The organism is Mesorhizobium sp. M0016 (assembly GCF_040324035.1).
In the GTDB taxonomy this organism is placed as follows: Bacteria; Pseudomonadota; Alphaproteobacteria; order Rhizobiales; family Rhizobiaceae; genus Mesorhizobium.
Map to the genome: position 1 here is coordinate 117,638 of NZ_JAMYVM010000018.1, position 20,911 is coordinate 138,548.

At 58.7% G+C, this 20,911-nt stretch carries 20 protein-coding genes and 1 pseudogene; 14 read left to right on the forward strand and 7 right to left on the reverse strand.

All coding sequences use genetic code 11. The features are described from left to right. Window position 1 precedes the first annotated feature (1 nt). Genes NKJ88_RS23475 through NKJ88_RS23515 form a run of 9 tightly spaced genes read left to right on the forward strand, consistent with a single transcriptional unit; the run spans window position 2 to window position 8,377 of the window. On the forward strand, window positions 2-310 hold the full coding sequence (locus tag NKJ88_RS23475) for a TrbC/VirB2 family type IV secretion system protein (protein WP_352445725.1): 309 nt from the start codon (window positions 2-4) through the stop codon (window positions 308-310). Next, window positions 310-582, forward strand: a complete 273-nt coding sequence (locus tag NKJ88_RS23480) for a VirB3 family type IV secretion system protein (RefSeq protein ID WP_023704093.1) — start codon at window positions 310-312, stop codon at window positions 580-582. The genes NKJ88_RS23475 and NKJ88_RS23480 overlap by 1 nt, the downstream gene beginning before the upstream one ends. After that, complete coding sequence (gene trbE / locus NKJ88_RS23485) at window positions 576-3,026, forward strand: conjugal transfer protein TrbE (RefSeq protein WP_352445727.1); 2,451 nt, start codon at window positions 576-578, stop codon at window positions 3,024-3,026. Before NKJ88_RS23480 ends, trbE begins: the two co-directional genes overlap by 7 nt. Then, window positions 3,023-3,748 (forward strand): P-type conjugative transfer protein TrbJ, encoded by a 726-nt coding sequence (gene trbJ / locus NKJ88_RS23490; RefSeq protein ID WP_023669263.1) that lies wholly within the window; start codon window positions 3,023-3,025, stop codon window positions 3,746-3,748. Before trbE ends, trbJ begins: the two co-directional genes overlap by 4 nt. Window positions 3,749-3,784: 36 nt before the next feature. Beyond that, the gene (trbL, locus tag NKJ88_RS23495) at window positions 3,785-5,107 is read left to right on the forward strand and encodes a P-type conjugative transfer protein TrbL (RefSeq protein ID WP_352445729.1); all 1,323 of its coding nucleotides are present in this window, start codon (window positions 3,785-3,787) and stop codon (window positions 5,105-5,107) included. Further along, complete coding sequence (trbF, locus tag NKJ88_RS23500) at window positions 5,108-5,839, forward strand: conjugal transfer protein TrbF (protein ID WP_023704090.1); 732 nt, start codon at window positions 5,108-5,110, stop codon at window positions 5,837-5,839. It abuts the gene before it with no gap. Next, window positions 5,829-6,857, forward strand: coding sequence for a P-type conjugative transfer protein TrbG (trbG, locus tag NKJ88_RS23505; RefSeq protein WP_352445730.1), 1,029 nt, complete (start codon window positions 5,829-5,831; stop codon window positions 6,855-6,857). The genes trbF and trbG overlap by 11 nt, the downstream gene beginning before the upstream one ends. A 10-nt stretch (window positions 6,858-6,867) precedes the next feature. Further along, window positions 6,868-8,085, forward strand: coding sequence for a TraB/TrbI/VirB10 family type IV secretion system protein (locus NKJ88_RS23510; RefSeq protein ID WP_352445760.1), 1,218 nt, complete (start codon window positions 6,868-6,870; stop codon window positions 8,083-8,085). A 13-nt stretch (window positions 8,086-8,098) separates the two neighbouring features. Further along, on the forward strand, window positions 8,099-8,377 hold the full coding sequence (locus tag NKJ88_RS23515; protein WP_023692449.1) for a DUF2274 domain-containing protein: 279 nt from the start codon (window positions 8,099-8,101) through the stop codon (window positions 8,375-8,377). A 173-nt stretch (window positions 8,378-8,550) separates the two neighbouring features. On the opposite strand, the pseudogene NKJ88_RS33030 reads toward NKJ88_RS23515, so the two are convergent. From NKJ88_RS33030 to NKJ88_RS23530, 4 genes and pseudogenes are all read right to left on the reverse strand, one after another. Then, window positions 8,551-8,622: pseudogene (locus tag NKJ88_RS33030) on the reverse strand (MucR family transcriptional regulator); the annotation flags it as partial. Between the two features lie 72 nt (window positions 8,623-8,694). Then, on the reverse strand, window positions 8,695-9,018 hold the full coding sequence (locus tag NKJ88_RS23520) for a hypothetical protein (protein WP_352445732.1): 324 nt from the start codon (window positions 9,016-9,018) through the stop codon (window positions 8,695-8,697). Between the two features lie 840 nt (window positions 9,019-9,858). After that, on the reverse strand, window positions 9,859-10,254 hold the full coding sequence (locus NKJ88_RS23525) for an avidin/streptavidin family protein (protein ID WP_023692446.1): 396 nt from the start codon (window positions 10,252-10,254) through the stop codon (window positions 9,859-9,861). A gap of 664 nt (window positions 10,255-10,918) precedes the next feature. Next, window positions 10,919-11,437 (reverse strand): hypothetical protein, encoded by a 519-nt coding sequence (locus NKJ88_RS23530; RefSeq protein WP_352445735.1) that lies wholly within the window; start codon window positions 11,435-11,437, stop codon window positions 10,919-10,921. 71 nt (window positions 11,438-11,508) lie between these two features. On the opposite strand from NKJ88_RS23530, the gene NKJ88_RS23535 reads away from it, so the two are divergent. Then, the gene (locus NKJ88_RS23535; RefSeq protein WP_031213868.1) at window positions 11,509-11,724 is read left to right on the forward strand and encodes a hypothetical protein; all 216 of its coding nucleotides are present in this window, start codon (window positions 11,509-11,511) and stop codon (window positions 11,722-11,724) included. Between the two features lie 374 nt (window positions 11,725-12,098). Next, the gene (locus NKJ88_RS23540; protein ID WP_352445737.1) at window positions 12,099-12,221 is read left to right on the forward strand and encodes a hypothetical protein; all 123 of its coding nucleotides are present in this window, start codon (window positions 12,099-12,101) and stop codon (window positions 12,219-12,221) included. A gap of 576 nt (window positions 12,222-12,797) precedes the next feature. Here the strand turns inward: NKJ88_RS23540 and NKJ88_RS23545 are convergent. Together NKJ88_RS23545 and NKJ88_RS23550 are read right to left on the reverse strand one after the other, a co-directional pair. Continuing rightward, window positions 12,798-14,279, reverse strand: coding sequence for an FRG domain-containing protein (locus NKJ88_RS23545; RefSeq protein ID WP_352445739.1), 1,482 nt, complete (start codon window positions 14,277-14,279; stop codon window positions 12,798-12,800). Window positions 14,280-14,432: 153 nt separating this feature from the next. Beyond that, on the reverse strand, window positions 14,433-15,563 hold the full coding sequence (locus NKJ88_RS23550; protein ID WP_352445741.1) for a DUF3800 domain-containing protein: 1,131 nt from the start codon (window positions 15,561-15,563) through the stop codon (window positions 14,433-14,435). Window positions 15,564-16,347: 784 nt separating this feature from the next. On the opposite strand from NKJ88_RS23550, the gene NKJ88_RS23555 reads away from it, so the two are divergent. Together NKJ88_RS23555 and NKJ88_RS23560 are read left to right on the forward strand one after the other, a co-directional pair. Continuing rightward, entirely contained in the window at window positions 16,348-18,099 is a 1,752-nt protein-coding gene (locus NKJ88_RS23555) for a caspase family protein (RefSeq protein ID WP_352445742.1), read from the forward strand. Continuing rightward, window positions 18,096-19,058, forward strand: a complete 963-nt coding sequence (locus tag NKJ88_RS23560) for an alpha/beta hydrolase family protein (RefSeq protein WP_352445744.1) — start codon at window positions 18,096-18,098, stop codon at window positions 19,056-19,058. Before NKJ88_RS23555 ends, NKJ88_RS23560 begins: the two co-directional genes overlap by 4 nt. A gap of 42 nt (window positions 19,059-19,100) precedes the next feature. On the opposite strand, the gene NKJ88_RS23565 is transcribed toward NKJ88_RS23560, so the two are convergent. After that, window positions 19,101-19,853 (reverse strand): papain-like cysteine protease family protein, encoded by a 753-nt coding sequence (locus NKJ88_RS23565; protein WP_352445746.1) that lies wholly within the window; start codon window positions 19,851-19,853, stop codon window positions 19,101-19,103. Between the two features lie 336 nt (window positions 19,854-20,189). On the opposite strand from NKJ88_RS23565, the gene NKJ88_RS23570 reads away from it, so the two are divergent. After that, a complete protein-coding gene (locus NKJ88_RS23570) occupies window positions 20,190-20,663 on the forward strand; it encodes a cupin domain-containing protein (protein ID WP_352445748.1) in 474 nt (157 codons plus the stop codon). The last annotated feature ends 248 nt before the right edge of the window (window positions 20,664-20,911 follow it).

The following is a 20,911-nucleotide window of genomic DNA, read 5'->3' on the forward strand; positions in this document are numbered from 1 at the left end:
GATGCGCAAGGCACTTCGCATTCTTTCGTTCGCCGCAGCAGCACTTCTTCTCACCGCCCAGGCTCACGCCGCCGGCTCCGGCATGCCTTGGGAACAGCCGCTTCAGCAGATCCTGGAATCGGTGCAGGGGCCGGTGGCCAAGATCGTTGCCGTGATCATCATCATAACCACTGGCCTTACCCTTGCCTTCGGCGACACGGCCGGCGGTTTCCGCCGGCTCATCCAGATCGTCTTTGGCCTGTCGATCGCCTTCGCGGCCTCAAGCTTCTTTCTCTCCTTCTTCTCCTTTGGTGGCGGGGCGCTCGTCTGATGGCCGTCGGAGAGCAGCATACCGAAGGATTGGAGGTGCCCGTCCACCGGGCTCTGACTCAGCCGATCCTGCTCGGCGGTGCGCCGCGGGCGGTGGCGATCCTCAACGGCACGGTGGCGGCGGCAGTCGGCCTTGGCCTGCAGCAGTGGATTAGCGGTTTGGTGGTTTGGGTGGCGGGACACACGCTCGCGGTTTTTGCCGCACGGCGCGACCCGGACTTTGCCAGCGTGCTTATCCGCCATGTTCGCCAGAAGGGCTGGCTCGAATGCTGAATATTTCCGAATACCGCGGCAAAGCCGACCGGCTTGCCGACCATCTTCCCTGGGCAGCACTGGTTGCGCCTGGGATCGTGCTCAACAAGGACGGCAGTTTTCAGCGGACGTTGCGGTTTCGTGGCCCAGACCTTGAAAGCGCGACGGAAGCTGAGCTCATCGGCGTTTGCGCCCGGGCAAACAATGCGCTGAGGAGGTTGGGCTCTGGCTGGGCGCTGTTCTTCGAGGCCGAGCGAGTTGTGGCGCTGGGCTATCCGAGCTCGATGTTTCCCGACGCCGCCTCTTGGCTTGTCGACGAGGAACGGCGCGGCGCCTTCGAGGGCAAGGTCGCGCATTTCGAGAGCGTCTATCATCTGACCTTGGTCTTCATGCCGCCACCGGATGGCCAGGCGCGGGCGGAAAGCGCCTTGGTCGAGTCGCATCATTCGGGAGCCGCGAGAAACTGGCGCGAGGAACTGGCGTGGTTTGGCGATGAGACTGACCGGGTTCTCGATCTTCTGTCGGGCTTCATTCCTGAAGTACGTGCGATGGATGACGCCGAGACGCTGACTTATCTGCACGGCACGATCTCGACCCGCCGCCATCCGGTCGCCGTGCCTGAAACGCCAATGTATCTCGACGGCGTCCTGGTTGACGCGCCGCTGACCGGCGGCCTAGAGCCGATGCTGGGTGACCAGCATCTGCGCACGCTCACAATCCTCGGTTTTCCGAACGTGACCCGGCCCGGAATCCTCGATGCCCTCAATCACCAGGATTTCGCCTACCGCTGGGTGACGCGCTTCATCCCTCTCAACAAACTCGAAGCCACCAAGACGTTGACGCGGTTGCGCCGGCAGTGGTTTGCCAAGCGAAAGTCGGTCGCGGCTATTCTGCGCGAGGTGGTGACCAACGAACCTGTGCCTCTCGTCGACAGCGACGCCGACAACAAGGCGTTCGATGCCGATGCAGCACTGCAGGCATTGGGCGGCGATCACGTCGGCTTCGGCTATCTCACCACGACGGTGACGGTGTGGGATCAGAACCGTAAAGCCGCCGCGGAAAAGCTTCGCGCCGTCGAGCGGATCGTCAACGGGCTCGGCTTCACCACCATTCGCGAAAGCATCAATGCCGTCGAAGCGTGGCTTGGTTCATTGCCGGGTCATGTCTACGCCAACGTTCGCCAGCCGCTCGTTCACACGCTTAACCTTGCCCATCTCATGCCGCTGTCGTCCGTGTGGGCAGGTCCAGCGGAGAACGAGCATCTTGCCGAGGTCACCGGCGATTACGCTCCGCCGCTTCTTTTCGCCGAAACCGGCGGCTCGACGCCGTTTCGGCTTTCGACCCATATCGGCGATGTCGGCCACATGCTGATTGTCGGGCCGACCGGTGCCGGCAAGTCGGTTCTGCTTGCCCTGATCGCTTTGCAGTTCCGGCGCTACGCTGGCGCGCAAATCTATGTCTTCGACAAAGGCAATTCGGCCCGCGCCGCCGCGCTTGCCATGGGCGGCGACCACCATGCGTTGGGTGCGAATGGTGGGCTTGCTTTCCAGCCGCTGCGCCACATCGACGACCAGGCCACACAGAGCTGGGCGGCCGAATGGATCGCCGGCCTCATTGCCCACGAGAATGTCACCGTCACCCCGGAGGTGAAGGAGGCAATCTGGTCGGCGCTCACCAGTCTCGCCACCGCGCCGGCGCAGGAACGCACGCTGACTGGCCTGTCGGTCCTGCTTCAGTCCAATGCGCTCAAATCGGCGTTGATGCCCTACACGCTCGACGGTCCGTTCGGCCGGCTGCTCGATGCCGATGACGACCGGCTGGCCATCTCGGATGTGCAGTGTTTCGAGACCGAGGAACTGATGCACAGCCGAGGCGCTGTGCTGCCGGTGCTCACTTATCTGTTCCACCGCCTCGAGGACCGATTTGACGGGCGGCCGACGCTGCTCATGCTCGACGAGGCCTGGGTCTATCTCGACCACCCGCTCTTTGCCGCCCGCATCCGCGAATGGCTGAAGGTGCTGCGCAAGAAGAATGTGTCGGTGATCTTCGCTACGCAGTCGCTTGCCGACATCGCCGGCTCTTCTATCGCACCCGCAATCATCGAGAGCTGCCCGCAGCGCATTTTTCTCCCCAATGATCGTGCGGTGGAGCCGCACGCACGGGCAGCCTATGAGCGCTTCGGTCTTAATGAGCGACAGATCGAATTGGTCGCCCGCGCCACGCCGAAGCGCCACTACTATCTTCAGTCGCGCCGCGGCAACCGGCTTTTCGAGCTCGGACTCGGCCCGATCGCTCTTGCGCTTTGCGGCGCCTCCGACCCGGCCGCGCAGACCTTGATCGACAATGTTCTTTCCGAAGAAGGGCAGGGCAGCTTTGCCGCCCGTTTCTTCAATGCGCGCGGCCTTCAGTGGGCTGCCGAGCTTCTCCAGCAATTTCCTCAACCTAACAAGGAGCAATCGTCATGATCGGACGCCGCCTTTTTACTAGCCTGGTCACCGTTTCCCTGATCGCCAAACCGATGGCTGACTACGTCCAGCCGGCCTATGCGCTGATCGTGTTTGACCCGTCCAACTATACGCAAAATGTGCTGTCGGCAGCACGCGCATTGGAGCAGATCAACAACCAAATCCAGTCGCTTCAGAATCAGGCGACCATGCTGCAGAACATGGCGCGCAACCTTCAGCGCCTGGATTTCTCTTCCGTGGGCCAGCTTACCGGCTCGCTCCAACGGATTGACGGTCTGATGACCCAGGCGAGCGGCCTGAGCTTCGATCTCGACAAGCTGCAGGACCAGTGGCGCCAGCAATATCCGGAAAGCTACGACGCCACCATCAAGGTCAGCGATGTGGCGAGCGCTGCGCGCGAGCGCTGGCAGAGCGCCATGCAGGCGTTCCGCCAGACCATGAGCGCGCAGTCGCAGATCGTCGAGAACGTGCAGGCCGATGGCGACCTGCTTACCGATCTCGTCAATCGTAGTCAGGGCGCGGCAGGTGCCCTCGAGGCAAGCCAGGCTACCAATCAGCTGATCGCGCTTTCGACCAAGCAGCAGATGCAGATCCAGACGCTGCTTGCGACCCAGTTCCGGGCCGAGGCCGAGGATGCGGCGCGCAAGGCGCAGTCTGAGGAAGCCGCTCGCGAGACGACGAAGCGTTTCCTGGGCACCGGCACGGCCTATCCCGGCAACTGATCGGCAGTTCTTTAAGACAACGAGGAAGGCGGCTACATGAACGACCTCGGAGTCATCGATCGCTTCATGGAGACCTTTACCCGCTATATCGATAGCGGGTTCGGTCTGCTTTCGGGCGACGTCGCCTTTCTCACCACAATTCTGATCGGCATTGACATCACGCTCGCGGGCTTGGTCTGGGCTTTCGGCGGCGAACCCAACGTTTTTGGCCGGCTTGTCCGCAAAGTGCTCTATGTCGGCGCCTTCGCCTTCATGCTCAACAACTTCAAGAACCTCGCCGACATCATCTACCGTTCCTTTGCCGGGCTCGGCATCAATGCGTCCGCCGGCAATCTGTCCGCCGAAAGTCTCCTGCGGCCAGGCCGGATTGCCGCAGCCGGCTTCGAGGGCGCCTGGCCGCTCCTCAATCAAGCGAGCCAGCTAGTAGGCTTCCCCGAGATTTTCGGTAACGCGCTCACCATCTTCGTGCTGCTTCTGGCCTGGTTCTTGGTCCTCATCGCCTTCTTCATTCTTTCCATCCAGCTCTTCATCACCATCCTCGAGTTCAAGCTCACCACGCTGGCCGGCTTCGTCCTGGTGCCCTTCGCGCTCTGGAACCGCTCGGCGTTCCTGGCCGAGCGCGTGCTCGGCAATGTGATTTCGTCGGGCATCAAGGTGATGGTGCTTGCCGTCATCGTCGGCATCGGCTCCACGCTCTTTGGCGAGTTCGCTTCCGCCCTGCAGGGCCAGGAGCCGGACCTGGCCGCGGCGATGTCGCAGGTGTTGGGTGCACTTGCGCTGCTTGGGCTCGGCATTTTCGGCCCCGGGATTGCGTCGGGTCTTGTTTCCGGCGCGCCGCAGCTCGGTGCTGGCGCAGCACTTGGAACAACGGGGGCCGCAGCCGGATCAACGCTCGTTGCCGGAGGCGCCGCGTTTGCCGGCACGCGCATGGCGGCCGGCGGTAGTCTTGGTGCAATCCGTGCCGGCACAGCTATGGGATCGGCTGCTTCCACGGCCTGGCATATGGGCCGTGCAACAGCGCCTGGCTCCGTCCTCTCCGGGGTAGCTGCTGGGCTGCAGGGTGTTGCGAATGCCGCTGGCGGCGCCGCGATGCAGGGAATGCGATCTGCTTCAGAGCCTTTCCGACGCAGCGCCGACGCCGGCCGCGATGCCGGCTGGACAGCGACCGGTGGCACGCCGATCAGCTCGATGAGCGGAAGTTCGCCCGCTGCGGATCCAACCGCGGCGCCTCCATGGGCAAGGCGTCTGCGCTCCGAACAGGCCGCGCGCGCCCATCGCCATGCTGCCACGCAGGTGGTGCGCGATGGCGATCGGGGCGGAAGCGGCGCCAACCCCTCTCTCAACGACAAGGAAGATTAGATGCTCTTCAAGCGACCCGTTCAGCGTTACGGAAAGACGTCCGAGCCTGAAACACCTTATCAAAAGGCCGGTCAGCTCTGGGACGAACGCATCGGCACAGCGCGCGTGCAGGCGAGGAACTGGCGCCTGATGGCCTTTGGCTGCCTGGCCTTGGCCGCGGGGCTTTCTGGCGGGCTTCTATGGCAGTCGGCGCAGGGCCGCTTTGCGCCTTACGTCGTTGAGGTCGACCGTTTTGGTGAGGCGCGCGCCGTCGCGCCGGCAATTCAGGACTACCAGCCTGACGATGCCCAGATCGCTTGGCATCTCGGCCGCTTCATCCAGAATGTCCGCTCCATCTCCACCGATCCGGTGCTGGTGCGGCAGAACTGGCTGTCGGCCTACGATTTCGCCACCGACCGCGCGGCGCTTTTCCTCAACGAGCATGCCAAGGCGAACGACCCGTTCAGTCAGATCGGCACGCGCAGCGTGTCGGTGCAGGTGACCAGCGTCGTCAGGGCTTCCGACAGTTCATTCCAGGTCAAATGGACCGAGCAGATTTTTGAGCGTGGTAGCCTTGCGAGCACGACGCGCTGGACAGGTATCCTCACCATAGTGATCCGCTCGCCGACGAACACTGACCAGCTGCGCAAGAACCCTCTCGGCGTCTTCATCAACGCCATCGACTGGTCGCGCGAGCTCGACAGCGCCGCGCCAACCCCCGTTTCCCCTCAGGAGCCCGCCAATGACAAATAGAGCCCCATCGTTTCGTGCTGCCTTCATGCTGTCGGCGTCTGCTGCGGTTCTTTCGGCCTGTGCCTCGAAGCCAGTGCCGCCGCCTCAGATTCCCTATGACCACGAGGATTTCAAACCAGCCGCGATCGAGAAGGCGCCGGAGAAGCCGGTCAAGGTCGTGGAAGTGCCGAAGCCGTTGCCGTTGCCTGGTCAGTTGATGCTCGCACCCGGCAAGCCCGCCTCAGATAAGCGCTCGCCGGAAGAACAGGTCGCCGATGCCAACAAGGCGGCGACGCAACAACCCACCAAGTTTGGCTATGTCAATGCGGTGCAGGTTTACCCCTTTGCCGACGGCGCGCTCTACCAGCTCTACGCCGCGCCGGAGCGCGTCACCGATATCTCATTGCAGAGGGGCGAGAAGCTGACCTCGGTCTCAGCCGGGGACACGGTCCGTTGGGTGATCGGTGACACCGTTAGTGGCTCAGGCGATGACCAGCGCACTCATGTGCTGGTGAAGCCATTCGCGCCGGGGCTTGCCACCAATCTGGTCATCACGACGGACAGGCGATCCTATCACCTGCAACTTCAAAGCACTGAGAAAACTGCCATGGCGGCGCTCTCCTGGATTTACAGCGAAGACCAACTCATGGCGCTTCGGCGGCGCAACGCTCAGGCCGAGGCTGAAATGCCCGCGGCCTCGAACGTAGCACTCGAAAACATCCGCTTCCGGTATTCGATCGCCGGCGACACGCCACCGTGGAGACCGACGCGCGCCTTTGATGATGGCAGCAGGGTCTATATCGAATTTCCGAGCCGTATCGACCAAGGGGAGGCGCCGCCGCTCTTCATCGTCGGAGCCGACGGGGACAACCACCTCGTCAACTATCGCATGCGCGGCAACTACTACATCGTCGATCGCCTCTTTGCTGCGGCCGAGCTGCGGCTTGGCACCAAGCAACAGCAGGTGGTGCGCATTACGAGAACCGACGGTCGGCAACCGCCGCGGCGGGTTTGGCTGTTTTCGCGTTTTGGCAGGTAAGGGGAGGCTCATGAACGATACTTCCCATCCGAATGCTCTGCCGAAGCTCAATCCCGAACAGCTGCAGCTGAGAGCCTCGCCCCGCCGAGCGGTGCGGTTCAGGCGCGGCATAATCGTCGCGATCGCTGCTGTTGGTTCCGGCGCTGTTTTTGGCGTCACGATGATGGCGCTGCGGGGACCCGCATTGCGCCTGAAACAGCAGGCCGAAGAGCTCTACAGCACGGACCGCAAGCCGACCGCCGAGGGACTTGAAACGCTGCCCAAGGACTATTCCGGGAGCAAGCCGAAGGCTCCGGTGCTTGGACCGCCGCTGCCTGGGGATCTCGGCCGTCCTATTCTCGAGCACCAGCGCCAGCTTGGCATCGCACCAGGGCAAGACGTTTCCGCCGAGGCCCAGCGGCTTGCACAACAAGCGGTTGAGGCGCGCGAGTCGCAAGTCCTCTTCCGCATCGAAAACCGGCCCCAGCAGACGGAAGCTTTTGGCAATGGGCAGGGCGGACGTTCGCCTTTCGAGACGGCGTCTCCGCAGCCAAATACAGAAGGCCAGCGAGCTTCCGTCGCGCCGGCCGAGGGCGACCCGAACAATCAACAGCGCAAGCTCGATTTCATCGATCAACGGAACACCGGCGGGATCTACAACCCGCATACACTGCAGACGCCGGCTTCGCCCTATCAGATCATGGCCGGTAGCGTGATCGCTGCAAGCCTGATCACCGGCATCAATTCCGATCTGCCCGGCCTTGTCGTCGCCCAGATCACCGAGAATGTGCACGACAGCGTCACCGGCAGCATCCTGCTCATCCCGCAGGGCTCACGGCTGATCGGCACCTACGACAGCGTTGTAGCCTTTGGGCAAAGGCGCGCTCTGTTGGTGTGGCAACGCATCGTGATGCCGGACGGCTCATCTATCGAAATCGACAATCTGCCCGTGACCGACGCGGCCGGCTATGCCGGGCTCGAGGACAAAGTGGATTTCCATACTTGGCAGCTGATCCAGGGCGTCGCGGTGGCCACATTGCTGGGGGTTGGTACCGAGTTGAGCTTTGGGGAAAATGAAAGCGACTTGGTCAAGGCAATTCGTGAATCCGCCCAGCAGAACGTCAGTCAAGCCGGCCAACGGATCACGGAAAAGAACCTGAACGTCCAACCCACGATCACCGTCCGCCCTGGTTGGCCGTTGCGCGTCGTCGTGCACAAGGACCTCGTGTTGCGGCCATATACGGGGTGAACAGGAGGATTTGATGGCTAATTTGAAACTCGGAAAACTTCCGGACCGGACACCTTCGAAGATCACCATCACCGTTGGCGCCGACTTGAGCCAAGCACTTAATGACTATGCCGCACTTTACCGTCAGACCTATGGCGAGTCCGAAACCGTGGCTGAACTGATCCCCTTTATGCTGGTCGGATTTCTGGAAGGTGACCGGGCATTTGCCAAGGCCAGAAAGGAAGGTTTACTGGGCGCTGGCGCGTCGGAGAAACCACGGAGGCAATCATCTTCCACGCTGGACAACGGGTAGCGCTTGGTGTCGTTTGGTCGCACGCTAGGTTCTTGATCCTGACCGCGTTGCGGCCGGTCCCAGCGAGCGCTTTGCAAAATTGAGATCAGGCTTTCGCTTTACGCGTCGAGGTAGGTTTTCTTGGCCGGAGCAGCCTTCCTTCCCAAACCTAACGATTTTGCCAGCGCTTATCAGGCGGCCGAATAGTTCAGGGCCACCACGGGATAGTCCTTCGCCAGTCTCCACCTCGCCTGGTATGTATCGGGGCCGTGCATGCGTGCGATCTACCGGTGGGAGTTTCTCTCGAGCCTTTCGGCCGCGTCCGCCAGTTCCTTCGATCATTTCTTGAGCAGCGAATTCGCTTCCTCCCGGAAATATTCCCCAAGATGGTCAAGCAAAGCATGGATCGAACGCGGATCCTTGGGGTCTGCGAGGTGAGCGGGGTCGCCACGCCGAATTAGGGCATGTAGCCAAGCCCACTGCCGCGGTTGCGGTTGGTCCGGCAAAGCGGCGATGAGCTCTGCGGTCCCGGCGTCGGCCTGTTGCTGTCGCAACGCGACCAGAGCCGCCTTTTCAACCGCTTCTGACTCGCCGTCGATCAAGCCTTCTAGAAACTCCACAGACTCCTCGATCGGCATCCATCCCGCAAGTTCGGCGACCATCAGACGGTCCGAACTATCTGTGCACTCATGCGAGTGATCGTCTCGACCAAGCGTCGCGTGGTGCGGCACGGCACAGCAAGCGCCTAATTTGATGGCGAACGGGAACCGGCGCTGCGGCGTGGTCGCCCAGCAGGACGTCCGCTGCCCTTTCGGCATGAGCTCCAACAACAGGTAGGCGGCCGACTCTGCGCGGGACGCAGCACGCCGGCGGTGATGAGCCGATCGCGAGTCGCGTCTGCAACGGCCAGTCTGGCAGCAACGCTGGCCGTCCACGGATAGATCGCACTCCCATCAAGTAGCGTGCCAGCGAGACGGAGCAAAGCATATCCGTCGCTGGCATGGAACGCCTGGGTGCGGTTCTCTATCGTCGCCCTTCGCCAATACCGATCGACCAGCTCATATTCGCGACAGCCGGCCCAGCGCTCGCTTCCGGGAATTCGGCAATAGATCGCCGCCAATGTGGGACGTGTAAGCGACAGCAGCACGTCTTCAGGGAGGAACTTAGGATCGCGGCCGGACCGGAGGAGATGTTCACGCACTTGCGCCAAGGTGAAGTCAGGCACGGCCACTTCGCTCAGCCCCTCGGTCGTCTGATGCAGCAGCGGCTGGATCCGGATCGGGCCAGGTGGTCGAGGAACAAGGTCAGCCAGACGCCGTCCTTGTTGCCAAGTTGCGGAAATCCTCGAAATTGGCAAGCTGCGGCCAAGATCGGTGCGCCAAATGGTCTGACGAACTTATACATCCGGGACAGGTAAGACAGGCTATTCTAGCTTCGTCAGATCACAGGTCCACCATCGCCGAACCTCCGAGCGAGAGCAACAGCCTGAAATCTTGCAGCGGCTATTCCCGAACGAATTGATCTGCACCTGCGTTGATTGAAGCCCACATATCGTCGGGTTCCTCGGCATCGGCAACGTTTTGCGTCATCTGCCAAAGAGTGTCGAGAACGTCTGAACCATCTGCAGCGGTAGTCAGTTGCCCTACCCAAGCAGTTATCGCTGCTACCGGCCAGGCGACGACAAACGAGATTAGATCGCCATTTACAAATCCGGCCACGTCTCCGGTCAAGGACTTCCCGCTCCCGCTTTTCGCGGTCGTATATGAACCGGACACTTTGTTCCCCACAACGGCAAGAAACATCTTCGAACCAAGCTCGTTTTTCCAATGTCCGGCAAAGTCGGGACCGTTGCCTGAAGTCATCGAAAGCAGCTTAAGCGCCGTCTCAACTTTTCGCACGTTACATTCCTCCCAAGGTCGACCTTGTGTGGCTTATATCCAAAGGGAGCTTGACGAAGCAAGGCACGTTCCGTCAGTTGTGGGAGAAAAAGGGGTGATAGCAATCACGACAGAAAACCAGCCAGCCTAGATTCACCACTCGTCATGGCCGACGAATCCAATGCGCTGACGACGGCGACAAGAGACCGCCGCCCCTCCGGAGCCAATCCATCATTCCAACCAATCTTTCTGTCCCGCATTGCGCTTTGTTGCCGGCAATAGAAGAACGACTCTGTCCAGGATCTGATTTCAGACAGAATTGTTGCCCGCACCGGACGGCAGTTTCTAGACGCAGATATTGAATGCACCCCTCAGATCGGCGCACTCCCCCTGCGCCACTGAACATTCGCTGACTAGCATTGGGCTTGTTCTCGGATTGCCGCTTCGTGTTCGCGTACGAGTTCTTGGAAGCTCGCGAACGCGTTCTCGCTCCAGCAAGGTCACAATCTTGGCAAGGTCGAGCGGCTCACGTCCGCCGAACCCGTAACGGACCTGGCCCGTCTTCTCGTTGACGATCCGCGTTACGAGTTGCGTCATTCCAACCACAAACCGCGGCGAGAACCGATGATTGTAGGCATTGCGGAAATCGTCGGTGCCATCGCGGAAGGCACTTGCGCCAATGGCGTCAAGCGCGCTTTAGTCCTTTGTAGCCTCCCCAAGACTTGCCATACTTGTCAGCCACGTGGGGATAGATGTCGTAGTCGAGCGGCAGGTCGTCGCTCCAGGTGGCGGGCCGCTTGAGCATATTCGCCTGATGGCACGGATGGGCGGCGGCGAAGCCGAAGCGCCCCTTGACTACATAGGGAGGGTTCAAGGCGTTGGTGGCGAGTGTGTCGATGAATTCATGGGTCGCGTCAAATTGTTTCTTCTGCGTTAGCGACTGGATCACCCTTGACCAAGCTGTCAGGCTATGGACGTCGTTGGTAAATCTATTGATGGTATTGGCGAGCTCACGCCCAAATTCGTCGAGCATCCACGAATACGCCATCCATTGGACGCCAATCGGATTGGGCAAGTTCGACCAATTATAGCGCCTGGTGAGCGGCGTCCCCTTTAAGGCTTTCGGGAACTGTCGATAGAGCGAGATCCCCATAGCGAGAGTTGTACTCGACGGCGTTAAAAAGCCATACGCGTCAGTCGCCATTTCAATCTGATCGCGCCAGTATAATTCGGCTTAGGAATTGGGTCCGAGGGCGTCGCGGATATGACGTTTGCATGGCGAACCAGTGCGATGGCGGAGCATTGACGGGCGGGCAATGGAACTTTTCCGGTGTCCTCTACCAGTTGCTTGCAACGTTGAAGGCCGGCCTCACCGCAATGATCGAAGAAGTGGTAGCCAACCGCGACGGTGCCAGCGTCCGCATCGTCGTCGAGCGCGCGAGAGGCGGCGATGCCCAGACGCTCCAACCTGTGGTCCGCAGGGTCGACTAAATCAAGATCCGCCGGCGCCTTGGACTTTGCGCACGATCGTTGAAGAGGTGCTTTGAGGCCGCGGGCAATGGCGCACAGCCAACCGAATTCCGGTTCATCACAATCTCGATGGGACGGATGCGTTCGCAAAGTTCGTCGAGTCAATCGGCAACGCGCATCGAAATGGCAAAGGTCCAGCGGATCTCGATACCTTAGAGCTGCGCTTTCGCTGGGGGACGGAAAGAATATCACCGGAAGGTCTGTTCAGCCACATCGTCGAGACCTTGGACGCTCCTGAAATATCGTGTGGCGTTTTCTGGCGACCCTCAGAGTGGCGGGCTGGTCGGAGGCAGCATTCACCGATGAGATCGATGCTATGCTGGCCGAACGCGTCGATGAGCGAGATCTCCGTCAAGCGCAAGGCGTTTGTGGCGCAGCTCCTCGGCTTAGGCACGGTCGGCGTGTCGCTTTCCGCAAACGCCCTGCTTCAAGCGGTCGATCTCATCCTGCGCGGCTGACCTTGGCGCGGCGCATACCGGGGATTCTTCGCGCTCAAATCGAGACGCCCTGCAGGTGGCGAGATATGATCGCACCATTGGATGTGCGGGGCGGGCCGGCGTCGATCGAAGCCCCACTTTCGGTTCCGGACAAGGCAAGACCTGTCGGCTGTGCCGCGCCGCACTGATTGATGCCGGCCAATGCGCGATGTTGTTGGCGGCGAGGGGGGAACTTGCCGACATCGAGGCCAAGGAAGTCTGCTTGTGAAGGTCGGCAACAGGGCGGTATCGCGCTGCGGCGGCGATGAATGCCGCACGGTGCACAGTTGGCTTAGTTGGGCTGTGTTGTGGATCACTGGAGGCTGCTCTGCTGAGAGCCTCACTTGACCAAGGCAGCTTTGCGCCCAATCTAGGTCGTTCCGCCTGCATTCTCGACTGCCTAAAAGCCGCCGTCCCGACAAACAGGCCATCCTGCTGGCCGAGAGGTCACACGAACAGAGACAATCGGGCTTTGCATGGGCCGTCCCATCGCCAAGACGAGAGGCCTTACGCCATTAAATTGCGCAAGGGGGGACGCTTCCAATTCGGCAGTTCACACTAGGCGCGGCCGAGGGTAAGTACATGGAAAGCCGAGAAGGCAACTGGATCTCTATAAGTGGCCACCTGCCAAGGAATAATCTGGACCACGAAAAGCTCCACTAGTTGTTGGCCGTCAAAATTCCGACCGGGTCTCTGCCAATCCTCGCCCAGTATGCTATCCAGCCAATCTCCATGTGGATCAAAGACTGGCCCCCATTTGTCACGGACATCTTGCTTCAAGGCTAGCCATAAATCCTGCAAGTTTACAAATGCCCTTGCAGCATTCTCCCCAGAGGTGGACATTTCGATCTCGGTTGTCGGACCGAGTAGCGTTTCAGCAATTCTGCGCTGCTCCAGCCCGTTACTCAAATTAACGTTGTGGAACGCGCGTTGCAGGTTTATGGTAGCAATGATGCAGCGTGCGATATGATCGGCCGAATAAGGATGTGGACGCATCCCGCCCCATACACGATCGATCAGATTCTGCAGCTTTTCGTCGTCGCCCGCAGAGACGGTCACAAGATCCGTGCAGCCGCGACGCTTTTCGATGACCTCCGTTAATGCGGCGATCGAGTTTAACAAGGGCTCGGCCAACACCGGACCCGAGGAGTCCACATCGATGTCTTTCCATCGCTCGTTTGGTCCGGCGATCCAAGCGGGCGGAACGACCAGGGCGTCTTCTTCGGTGGTGTTGTCGTCGTCACTCAGCTCAATCAAGAGCCCGCCGGCCGCGTGAATGTGTTCCAAGAGATCGTCGAACCCGGCCCGTCGGCGCCGCATCACACTGTACTGATCGAGAGCGAGTTCCAATGCGCTCTTTTTGTCGGGGTAGATATTGCGTCTTGGGATCGATGAGTGAGAAGCAATATGAGGGAAGACGATGCGGTCCAGTGGCCAGATATGGTCGAACTTTCCAGGCGCCTCCAAGAACAATCCCTCTTGGGCCTGCAGACGCCACAGATTCGGAACATCCAGGTGGATGAACCGCACTGGTCCGCTATAGGCGTCAAATGCCCCTTCCGCCTCGCGATCGACTAAAAAGATCGCTCCTTTGTCCTCGGTCGATGCTCCATCGCTTGCGAACCAGCCCGCGACCTCCGGACTGCGTGTGAAATCTATGAAGTTGGTTAGGGCGAGGCCGTGGTGCTGCGCTGTAGCAATGAGTGCGTCATCATTCTGCAGATACGGAACGAGGTGCGGGGCACCGCGGGCGAATGAGTAAAAGGCGCCAAAGTCAGTGACCGCCTTGGTGCGGTCGGCGTCGTTGGCTCGGACAAAGCTTGAAACCACCTGCCAGCTCGCATCGCGCTGCCCGCGGAAGTACTTGTAGTGACCCCCAGCCTTGAAGTCGGCAGCCAGCGCCACAGCCGTCATTAGATCCGGGGCATCGTACTGAATAAACCCGCCTGGCATTGGACGGCCCAATATTCCCAACGCATTCTGCTTGGCGCCGAGCAGCTCGGCGATCTTCTTATCAGACTGGGGTTCTTCTTTATCCATCAGGGCCGCGTTCTCAATCCTAAACCGAAGCCCGTTAGGGGGCCTCTACAATGTCATTCGCGCATGCGCGCAGATCGTCCGCTACAGATAATCTTAAGTGCCGTCGGTCTGGTCGCGGCGCCGATCCCTCGCGCCCTCCGGAATCGATGCTCGTCAAGACGGAAAGCGCAATTCCGTGCGGCGGAGAAACTGCTCCATGCCATCAAGCGGATCGCGGCCTATATCCGCCCGTTGGGCGAGTTCCTTCAATATCTCTCTGCCGATTCGAACCCGGCGGTCGCTCTTAGTGGCCAACTCGGGGAGGAAATCGACGGAATGAGCGTGAAGTTGGTGCTCCCCCAGCCAACGAGCCACGGTCGTCGCTGCTTCGCTTTGGACGTCCCACGCCTCAAGGGTCATTCCCGCCAACAAATCGGCTACTTGTATGGTCGGGTGTGTTTCAGAGGATCCGAATTCCACGGGTGCAACTAAGTTACCCCTTATCTCGTGTGATGCCTTGCCATCCGTTAGCGAGGTTGATTGATCCTGTCCAACCCACGCGTTGAAAAGGTCGACCCCGTCCGCCAAAGGCTTTGAATCGTCGCACAGGAGGCGCAATTTGGGATATCTGTGACCCCAATAAAAGAACAGAAGCGAGAACAGCGCAGTGGAGGTTAAGTCGAGCGTCCATTTACCGCCTTGGCCAGCCTCCGGACGCAACCATCTTGATCGATCCTCAATGACCGTAGCGTAACCACGGCAGAATTTCAGGATACGCTCCATCTCAACGGCTTGGCTGCTGCCCTTCGAAAAGATGTCGGGGGCAGACGCAGGATCGAAGGTGCGCATGAACTGCTGCATCTGTTCCGCTAATTCCGCATAATCTGCCGGGCTATTGCGTAGCAGGACGAAGATCGCTGTCATTAGATAGCGGTGGAAATCTGCCCCGTAGAATAGTGCGCTGTTGGTCGCTAAGACCGGCTCGAAAAAGTACTCGACGAATTTTCCAGCTAGAGCAACCTTCTTATTGTGAACTACCACTTTCGCCCGACCATGTGTCGCGCCGCACAAATCAGTTACGATCATCGGCCAGGTTCCTCGCTTCTTGAGGTTCTTGGCCTTCAGTTCATTGCCCTGAAGGAGGCGGTAACGCATACGCAGATCGCTGATGAGGGAGGCCGATTCGTCTACGGTCAGGTCATGAGAGGCATAGACGAAATAGGGTTGTTGATTGTCCAGCAGACGAGGTCCGGTGAACCCTGCTTCGTCGAAAGAGATGAGCCTGCCTTCAGGCGTTGCAATCATCCGGTTGCTCCATTGGTAGGCGCGAGCTGAGACCCGCTTTGTCTGTTGCACACGCGGAAGCCGCGAGGGATTGGCCATTAGATGAATGGCAGTCGACTAGCTTCTTTGGAAGACCTTTTCCGTAGATTCATCTTCGAAGTGGGAACAACTACCGACTCACGACCATTTAGCCGCTGCCTGTTGCCCGCTTTTTGCGATTCCCGACATAGAGTTGCCGGTCCGCAATGACACCAGGGCTGCTGAAAGCTTCCGCATTGAATACTGAGCCCCCGCTTCAGATCCTCAACCTTAGCAGGACATTCGAAACGCGCCTATAGCGCCGCTGATGTTCCGTTCTTGAGAAATGGCAATTGATGGAGGGCGAATTGGCTCAGTTAACCCTCAAATCTGCCGGACTATTGAGCGGCCCCGATCCCGATGTCCTACGGGCGCCAAAGGACGGCAAGTTTTAGGAGTCCACGGACCCACTGCGAGAGCCCAAAACGGGTCGCGTGCCACCGTGGCCCTATCAGCGTCATCTGCGCATCGTTTGGCGTTAACTTCTTGGACAAAATGGTCGCCAGCCAATGTCCCCAAGTAGCGCGACCGGAGATTAAGGTAAGCGGCAATAGGGTAAGTCTGCAAGTTTTTGCGATCCAATGCCGTTTTCTGGAGCCGTGCGCCTCAAAAGACGCCAGGTCGGCTCGACAAGCTCAACTGTAGTGATACGCTGCATTTGACTCAGCCCTATTCCGGAAGGCGGTAGTCCGACATGCACAGGCGCCATTTCATCAAGTTGACCGGCATGACCGTAGCAACTGCTATGGTTTCACCGTCTTGCGCGCGCGCGCAAGCTAACGGCAAAGTTGCCATTGTGGTGGGTGTCGACAGGCCTGGAAATCTTCCGGCTCTATCGGCTGGCGTAAGCAGCGCGCGCAAGGTGGCGGAATGGCTTACATCGGAAAACTTCGACGTGGCACTACTAACCGACGACACATCTCCTGTTAAAGCGGCCGATATCAAGAATGCCATCAGCACACGGCTGGCCTCCAGCGCTCCCAGACTACTCTTAATCTATTTCTCTGGGCACGGATTTGTGAACCAGCAATCCGAATTTTGGATGCTGTCGGGAGCGCCCGAAGACCCGAACGAGGCAGTCAATCTTGTCGGTAGCGTCCTTATAGCGCGGCAGAATCCAGTGCCCAACATCGTAATAATCTCGGATGCTTGCCGTTCAGCGCCGAGTGATCTCGGAATTTCAAATGTTCAAGGCAGTCTGATATTTCCCAATCGCGGGCGCGCTGCGACAATGAGTGTGGACGTTGATCAATTTCTAGCGACGAGGGTCGGCGAGGCAGCTTACGAGGTAAAGCTTTCGGACAGTATTGCCAACTTTCAGGGACTATTCACAACCAGCTTTCTGAGCGCGTTCCAAGATCCACGCCCCGAGATGGTCTTCGATTTGGATGGTGAGAAGGTCGTGCCAAACCGACGGCTGAAGAGATATCTGCTGTCCGACCTTCCGAAGCGTGCGCAGGCGAGTGGACTTCTGCTGAGGCAATTGCCCGACTCGAGCGTAACGTCGGACGATGACATCTACATTGGCCGCGCTCACTTCTCGGTGGGGCAACAGGCACCCCTAAAGCCAATGACGACGCCAGAAGATATTGCCGCAAACGACATCTTAGGTACAGAACCGCCGAATACTGGCGGCGAGTCTAACACTAAATTGAGCCGCGCCGGCGATTATGTGAACGCCAAGCTTGATCTCTTGTCTGTCCCTTTCAACACTCCAGCTTCGGCCACGGGTTCGACTGTGCTTGTCGTCGGCGCGAAGGGGATCAGCACTTTGCTAGTAAGCGCAGGGCTTGAAGCGAAGACCACTGGTAGCTCTGATGGCGATGCCGTGAGTATAGAGGTCGTTCATGCTCGTAATCGTGCTTACTCTATCGCCATCCGTTTTGCGGACGGCTCGGGTACTGTAATTGCCGGTCTTCCTCGGCACGATGTGACGGTCGTCGTACGCGAGGAAGGCGTAGCAAGCGTGGCCTACAACACACGCGACAATGCCTTCAATGCCGAGCGGTTGACAAGCCTGAGGGCTGCGGTGGCGGCTGCGGCGTCGATTGGGGCATTCCGGCTTGCAAACGAGGATGTAGCTGGAAAGTTCGCAGATGAAATCCGAGTGATGAAAGGGGTCGACCCAATGCTTGGAATTTTTGCCGCGTATGCATACGCGCAGGCAGGACGTATCGAGCAATTGATTTCAGTGGCGCAATTCATGAAAGGCGATCTCGGCGTTTTACCATTCGACGTCGCTATGCTTGCCGCCTCCACTGGCGCTGAGCCGCCGCCTGCCACACACGATATAGTGGATCCGGCGATTGTTCCTTTCTGCCCGATGCTTTCGCAAGGATGGAATTTTTTGCAAGCGGTTGGAGCCTCAATCCCCAAGGAGTTCGAGGAAGCGCGCCATTTCTTAAAGCAGGCCCTGTGGACGACTTTCGACCACAAAGGGATGGATATCGTGCTCGAAGCTCAGGTGTGGAAATCATGACGATGCTGTCGAGAAGAACGGTTCTTGCCGCCCTCGCAGGGCTGTCATCGGTCGCGGTTCCCAGTGCGTCGGCCCAGCCTCAGACGGCGAAACTGCTCCTCGTGCATGGGCGAGGTCAGGCCAATCTCGATCCTCAAAAGCTTAAGGCCGCTTGGATCGAGACGCTGACTCTTGGGGCGCAAGCACTCGGTATGCACATTCCCGAAAATCTAGATGTCGAGTTTCCCTACTACGGTGACGAGCTGCAGCGATTCGTCGATCAGGCGAACCTCCCGTTGACCGGAGAGATCAAGGCCCACGGTGGAAGTGGTCAGGACGATGATTTCCTTGCCTTTCAATCCGACGTGGCGCAATCGATCCGAGAGCAGACGGGCATAACCGATACGCAGGTTCTGGACGAATATGGTAACAACGCGCGTCCGAAGGGACCGCTGAATTGGGAATGGGTTCAGGCAATCCTTGCCGCCATCGACAAGCACGGTGGCGGCATGAGCCAAAGCGCGATCGAGCAGTTCACGCGAGACGTCTACCTGTACACGAGGTATCCAGCTGTTCGTTCTACCATAGATGCCATTGTGCGGAGAGCACTGACCGCCAACAAAACCGTGGTCGTCGGCCACTCCTTGGGCTCTGTCGTAGCATACAGCGTTCTGCACGACGCAGGACAGGGTATCAACGTTCCGCTCTTCGTCACCGTCGGCTCCCCGCTTGGCATCCGGGCCATCCGCGACCAGTTGGCACCAATTTCATACCCAAGCGGCGTGAAGGACTGGTTTAATGCATTTGATACTCGGGACGTGGTGGCGCTCTTTCCGCTGGATGAACAATCTTTTCCAGTAAATCCGCCGATCCGCAATTTTCCGGGGGTAAGGAACCACACCGATAATCGGCATGGAATTGCCGGTTACCTCGACAATCGCGAAGTCGCACGGACTATTCTGATGGGAGTCGGTTCGTGACCCAGAGGCCGCGCCCGACGTTGTAAGACGAGTGTAGAGTAGTCAAAAGGTAATTATCTGCCAACGGAGGGGAGTACGATCCATGTGCCCCCCAACTAAAAAGGCTGCCTCTCGCTCAAAGACGTCTTCAAAGTCGAACGCCGTTTCGTAGTGAAACGTCCCGTCTTCCGGATCGACGAACTCCATCCAGGACTTCTTATAGGCTTCCGCCGATTCATTTTCATCAGGGCTGTAAATGCCCACAAGTAGCCTAGCGTGCGCCGTAATCCCGTCGCCGGCTGTGATCCAAAGCGGTCCCCGCTCTCGCAGGAGACGCCTAAACGTTTTCAGCGGATAACTTGCGGGAGGAATTGCGCGCAAGCCTGCCTTTTCAACGAGATCCTGCTCGGCGCCGCCTGGAAGGCCATTATCTTCCGACAGATAAAGAAGATATGGGCTTCCAAGAGTTGCTATGGCCTCAGGAATGGTCAGCATCCGCTGTTCACGCCATGAACGCATCATTGTGTAAACGGCCGCCCAGCAACTCATGGGTGTGGGCTGTCGCACTGGAGAAACATCGTAAGAAACCACTGATCCCAAACCTGGAAACGTACGGCGCGCGGGCGGTGGCAAGGCGACTTCGGACGATCTGAGTGTGACGACCATATTTGCTTCTGCTCGCATGGGAAGGACCATTGACGAGAAGATGCTGGCGAAGATGCAAGCTAGTATCACCGCACGAGCTAGTAGCGGACTGGCGGGAGGGCCGCCAATCTCGTCATCTTCGATCTGGCGGTGGCTAGTTGTCCGTTTCATTTGCTTTTCCTCACTTGAAGAAGCCTGTTAGATAGATGCCTTTGACAATTTTCAAACATAAACACCGTCTGCCTCATCGGCAAACGGCAACCGCTGAAGCCGCGACAATCTCATCACGTAATAGATTCCAACTATTTGTGAAATATCCTAAATCACCTATAACTCATTTCGGATAAGATTGACCATCGCCGTTTTCCTATTGTCCTCAATCAATCATTGGACCAGGACAATTCTGATAGCGCAAAGCATGCTAATCCAAGCATCTGCAATGCAACCACGGCAAGCGACTTGACGCAAAGGGAGTTGCGAACTTTCGCAGTAATATGTAGCTTAGAAATGGAAATTCAGGAGGAAGCGATGTCAGGAGATCCGTTTAATTTTATCTCTTTCGATGAAGGTGTCCAACGCATAAGGGGTGCGTGGGGACAAAGTGGAAAGGCATACAATCCTGACAGAGTTATGACTTCGCGAGACGAGGATGTCCTCCGCACAATCGACTCGCTCAAGATCTCCGGGATGGAAAACGGCTTCGAGAAATGGCACCTCCCTGTTTATTTCGCGAAGGAAGAAAGTCAGGGAGCGCAGTTTTTTATCACTAAAGCTGAGCCGAACGCGAAGGTTCGTGAACATTCGCATAAGGATGGCGATGCTATGCGATTCATCGTGTCCGGCTCAGTGATATACAATGGGAAAGAACTTGTCGGAGGCGACTGGATGTTCGTTCCGAAGGACGTTCCATACGCTTTGGACGTCGGGCCGAATGGGGCGATCATGTGCTATTGTTATCCCTGTTGCTGTGTTCCACGTTGAAGTGCGAGCAGGGCCAACAGTTTTCCGCACCCTCATGTCAATAGAGTTGCCCCTTGCTGCGGCGACAAAGAGGCCGGCTGCAGAACGGCAGCTTCTCGCATCACTCAGCCGATAACGGACAGCAATGCGCCCCATGCCGGTCAAAGAGGCCTTGCCGCCGTTCCTCCATAAGCAGACATTGCAGACCTACAAGGACATCGCTTTTACGCCCGAAGCGCCGCTTCGGTTGGTCCTTCAGTGACCTGGCG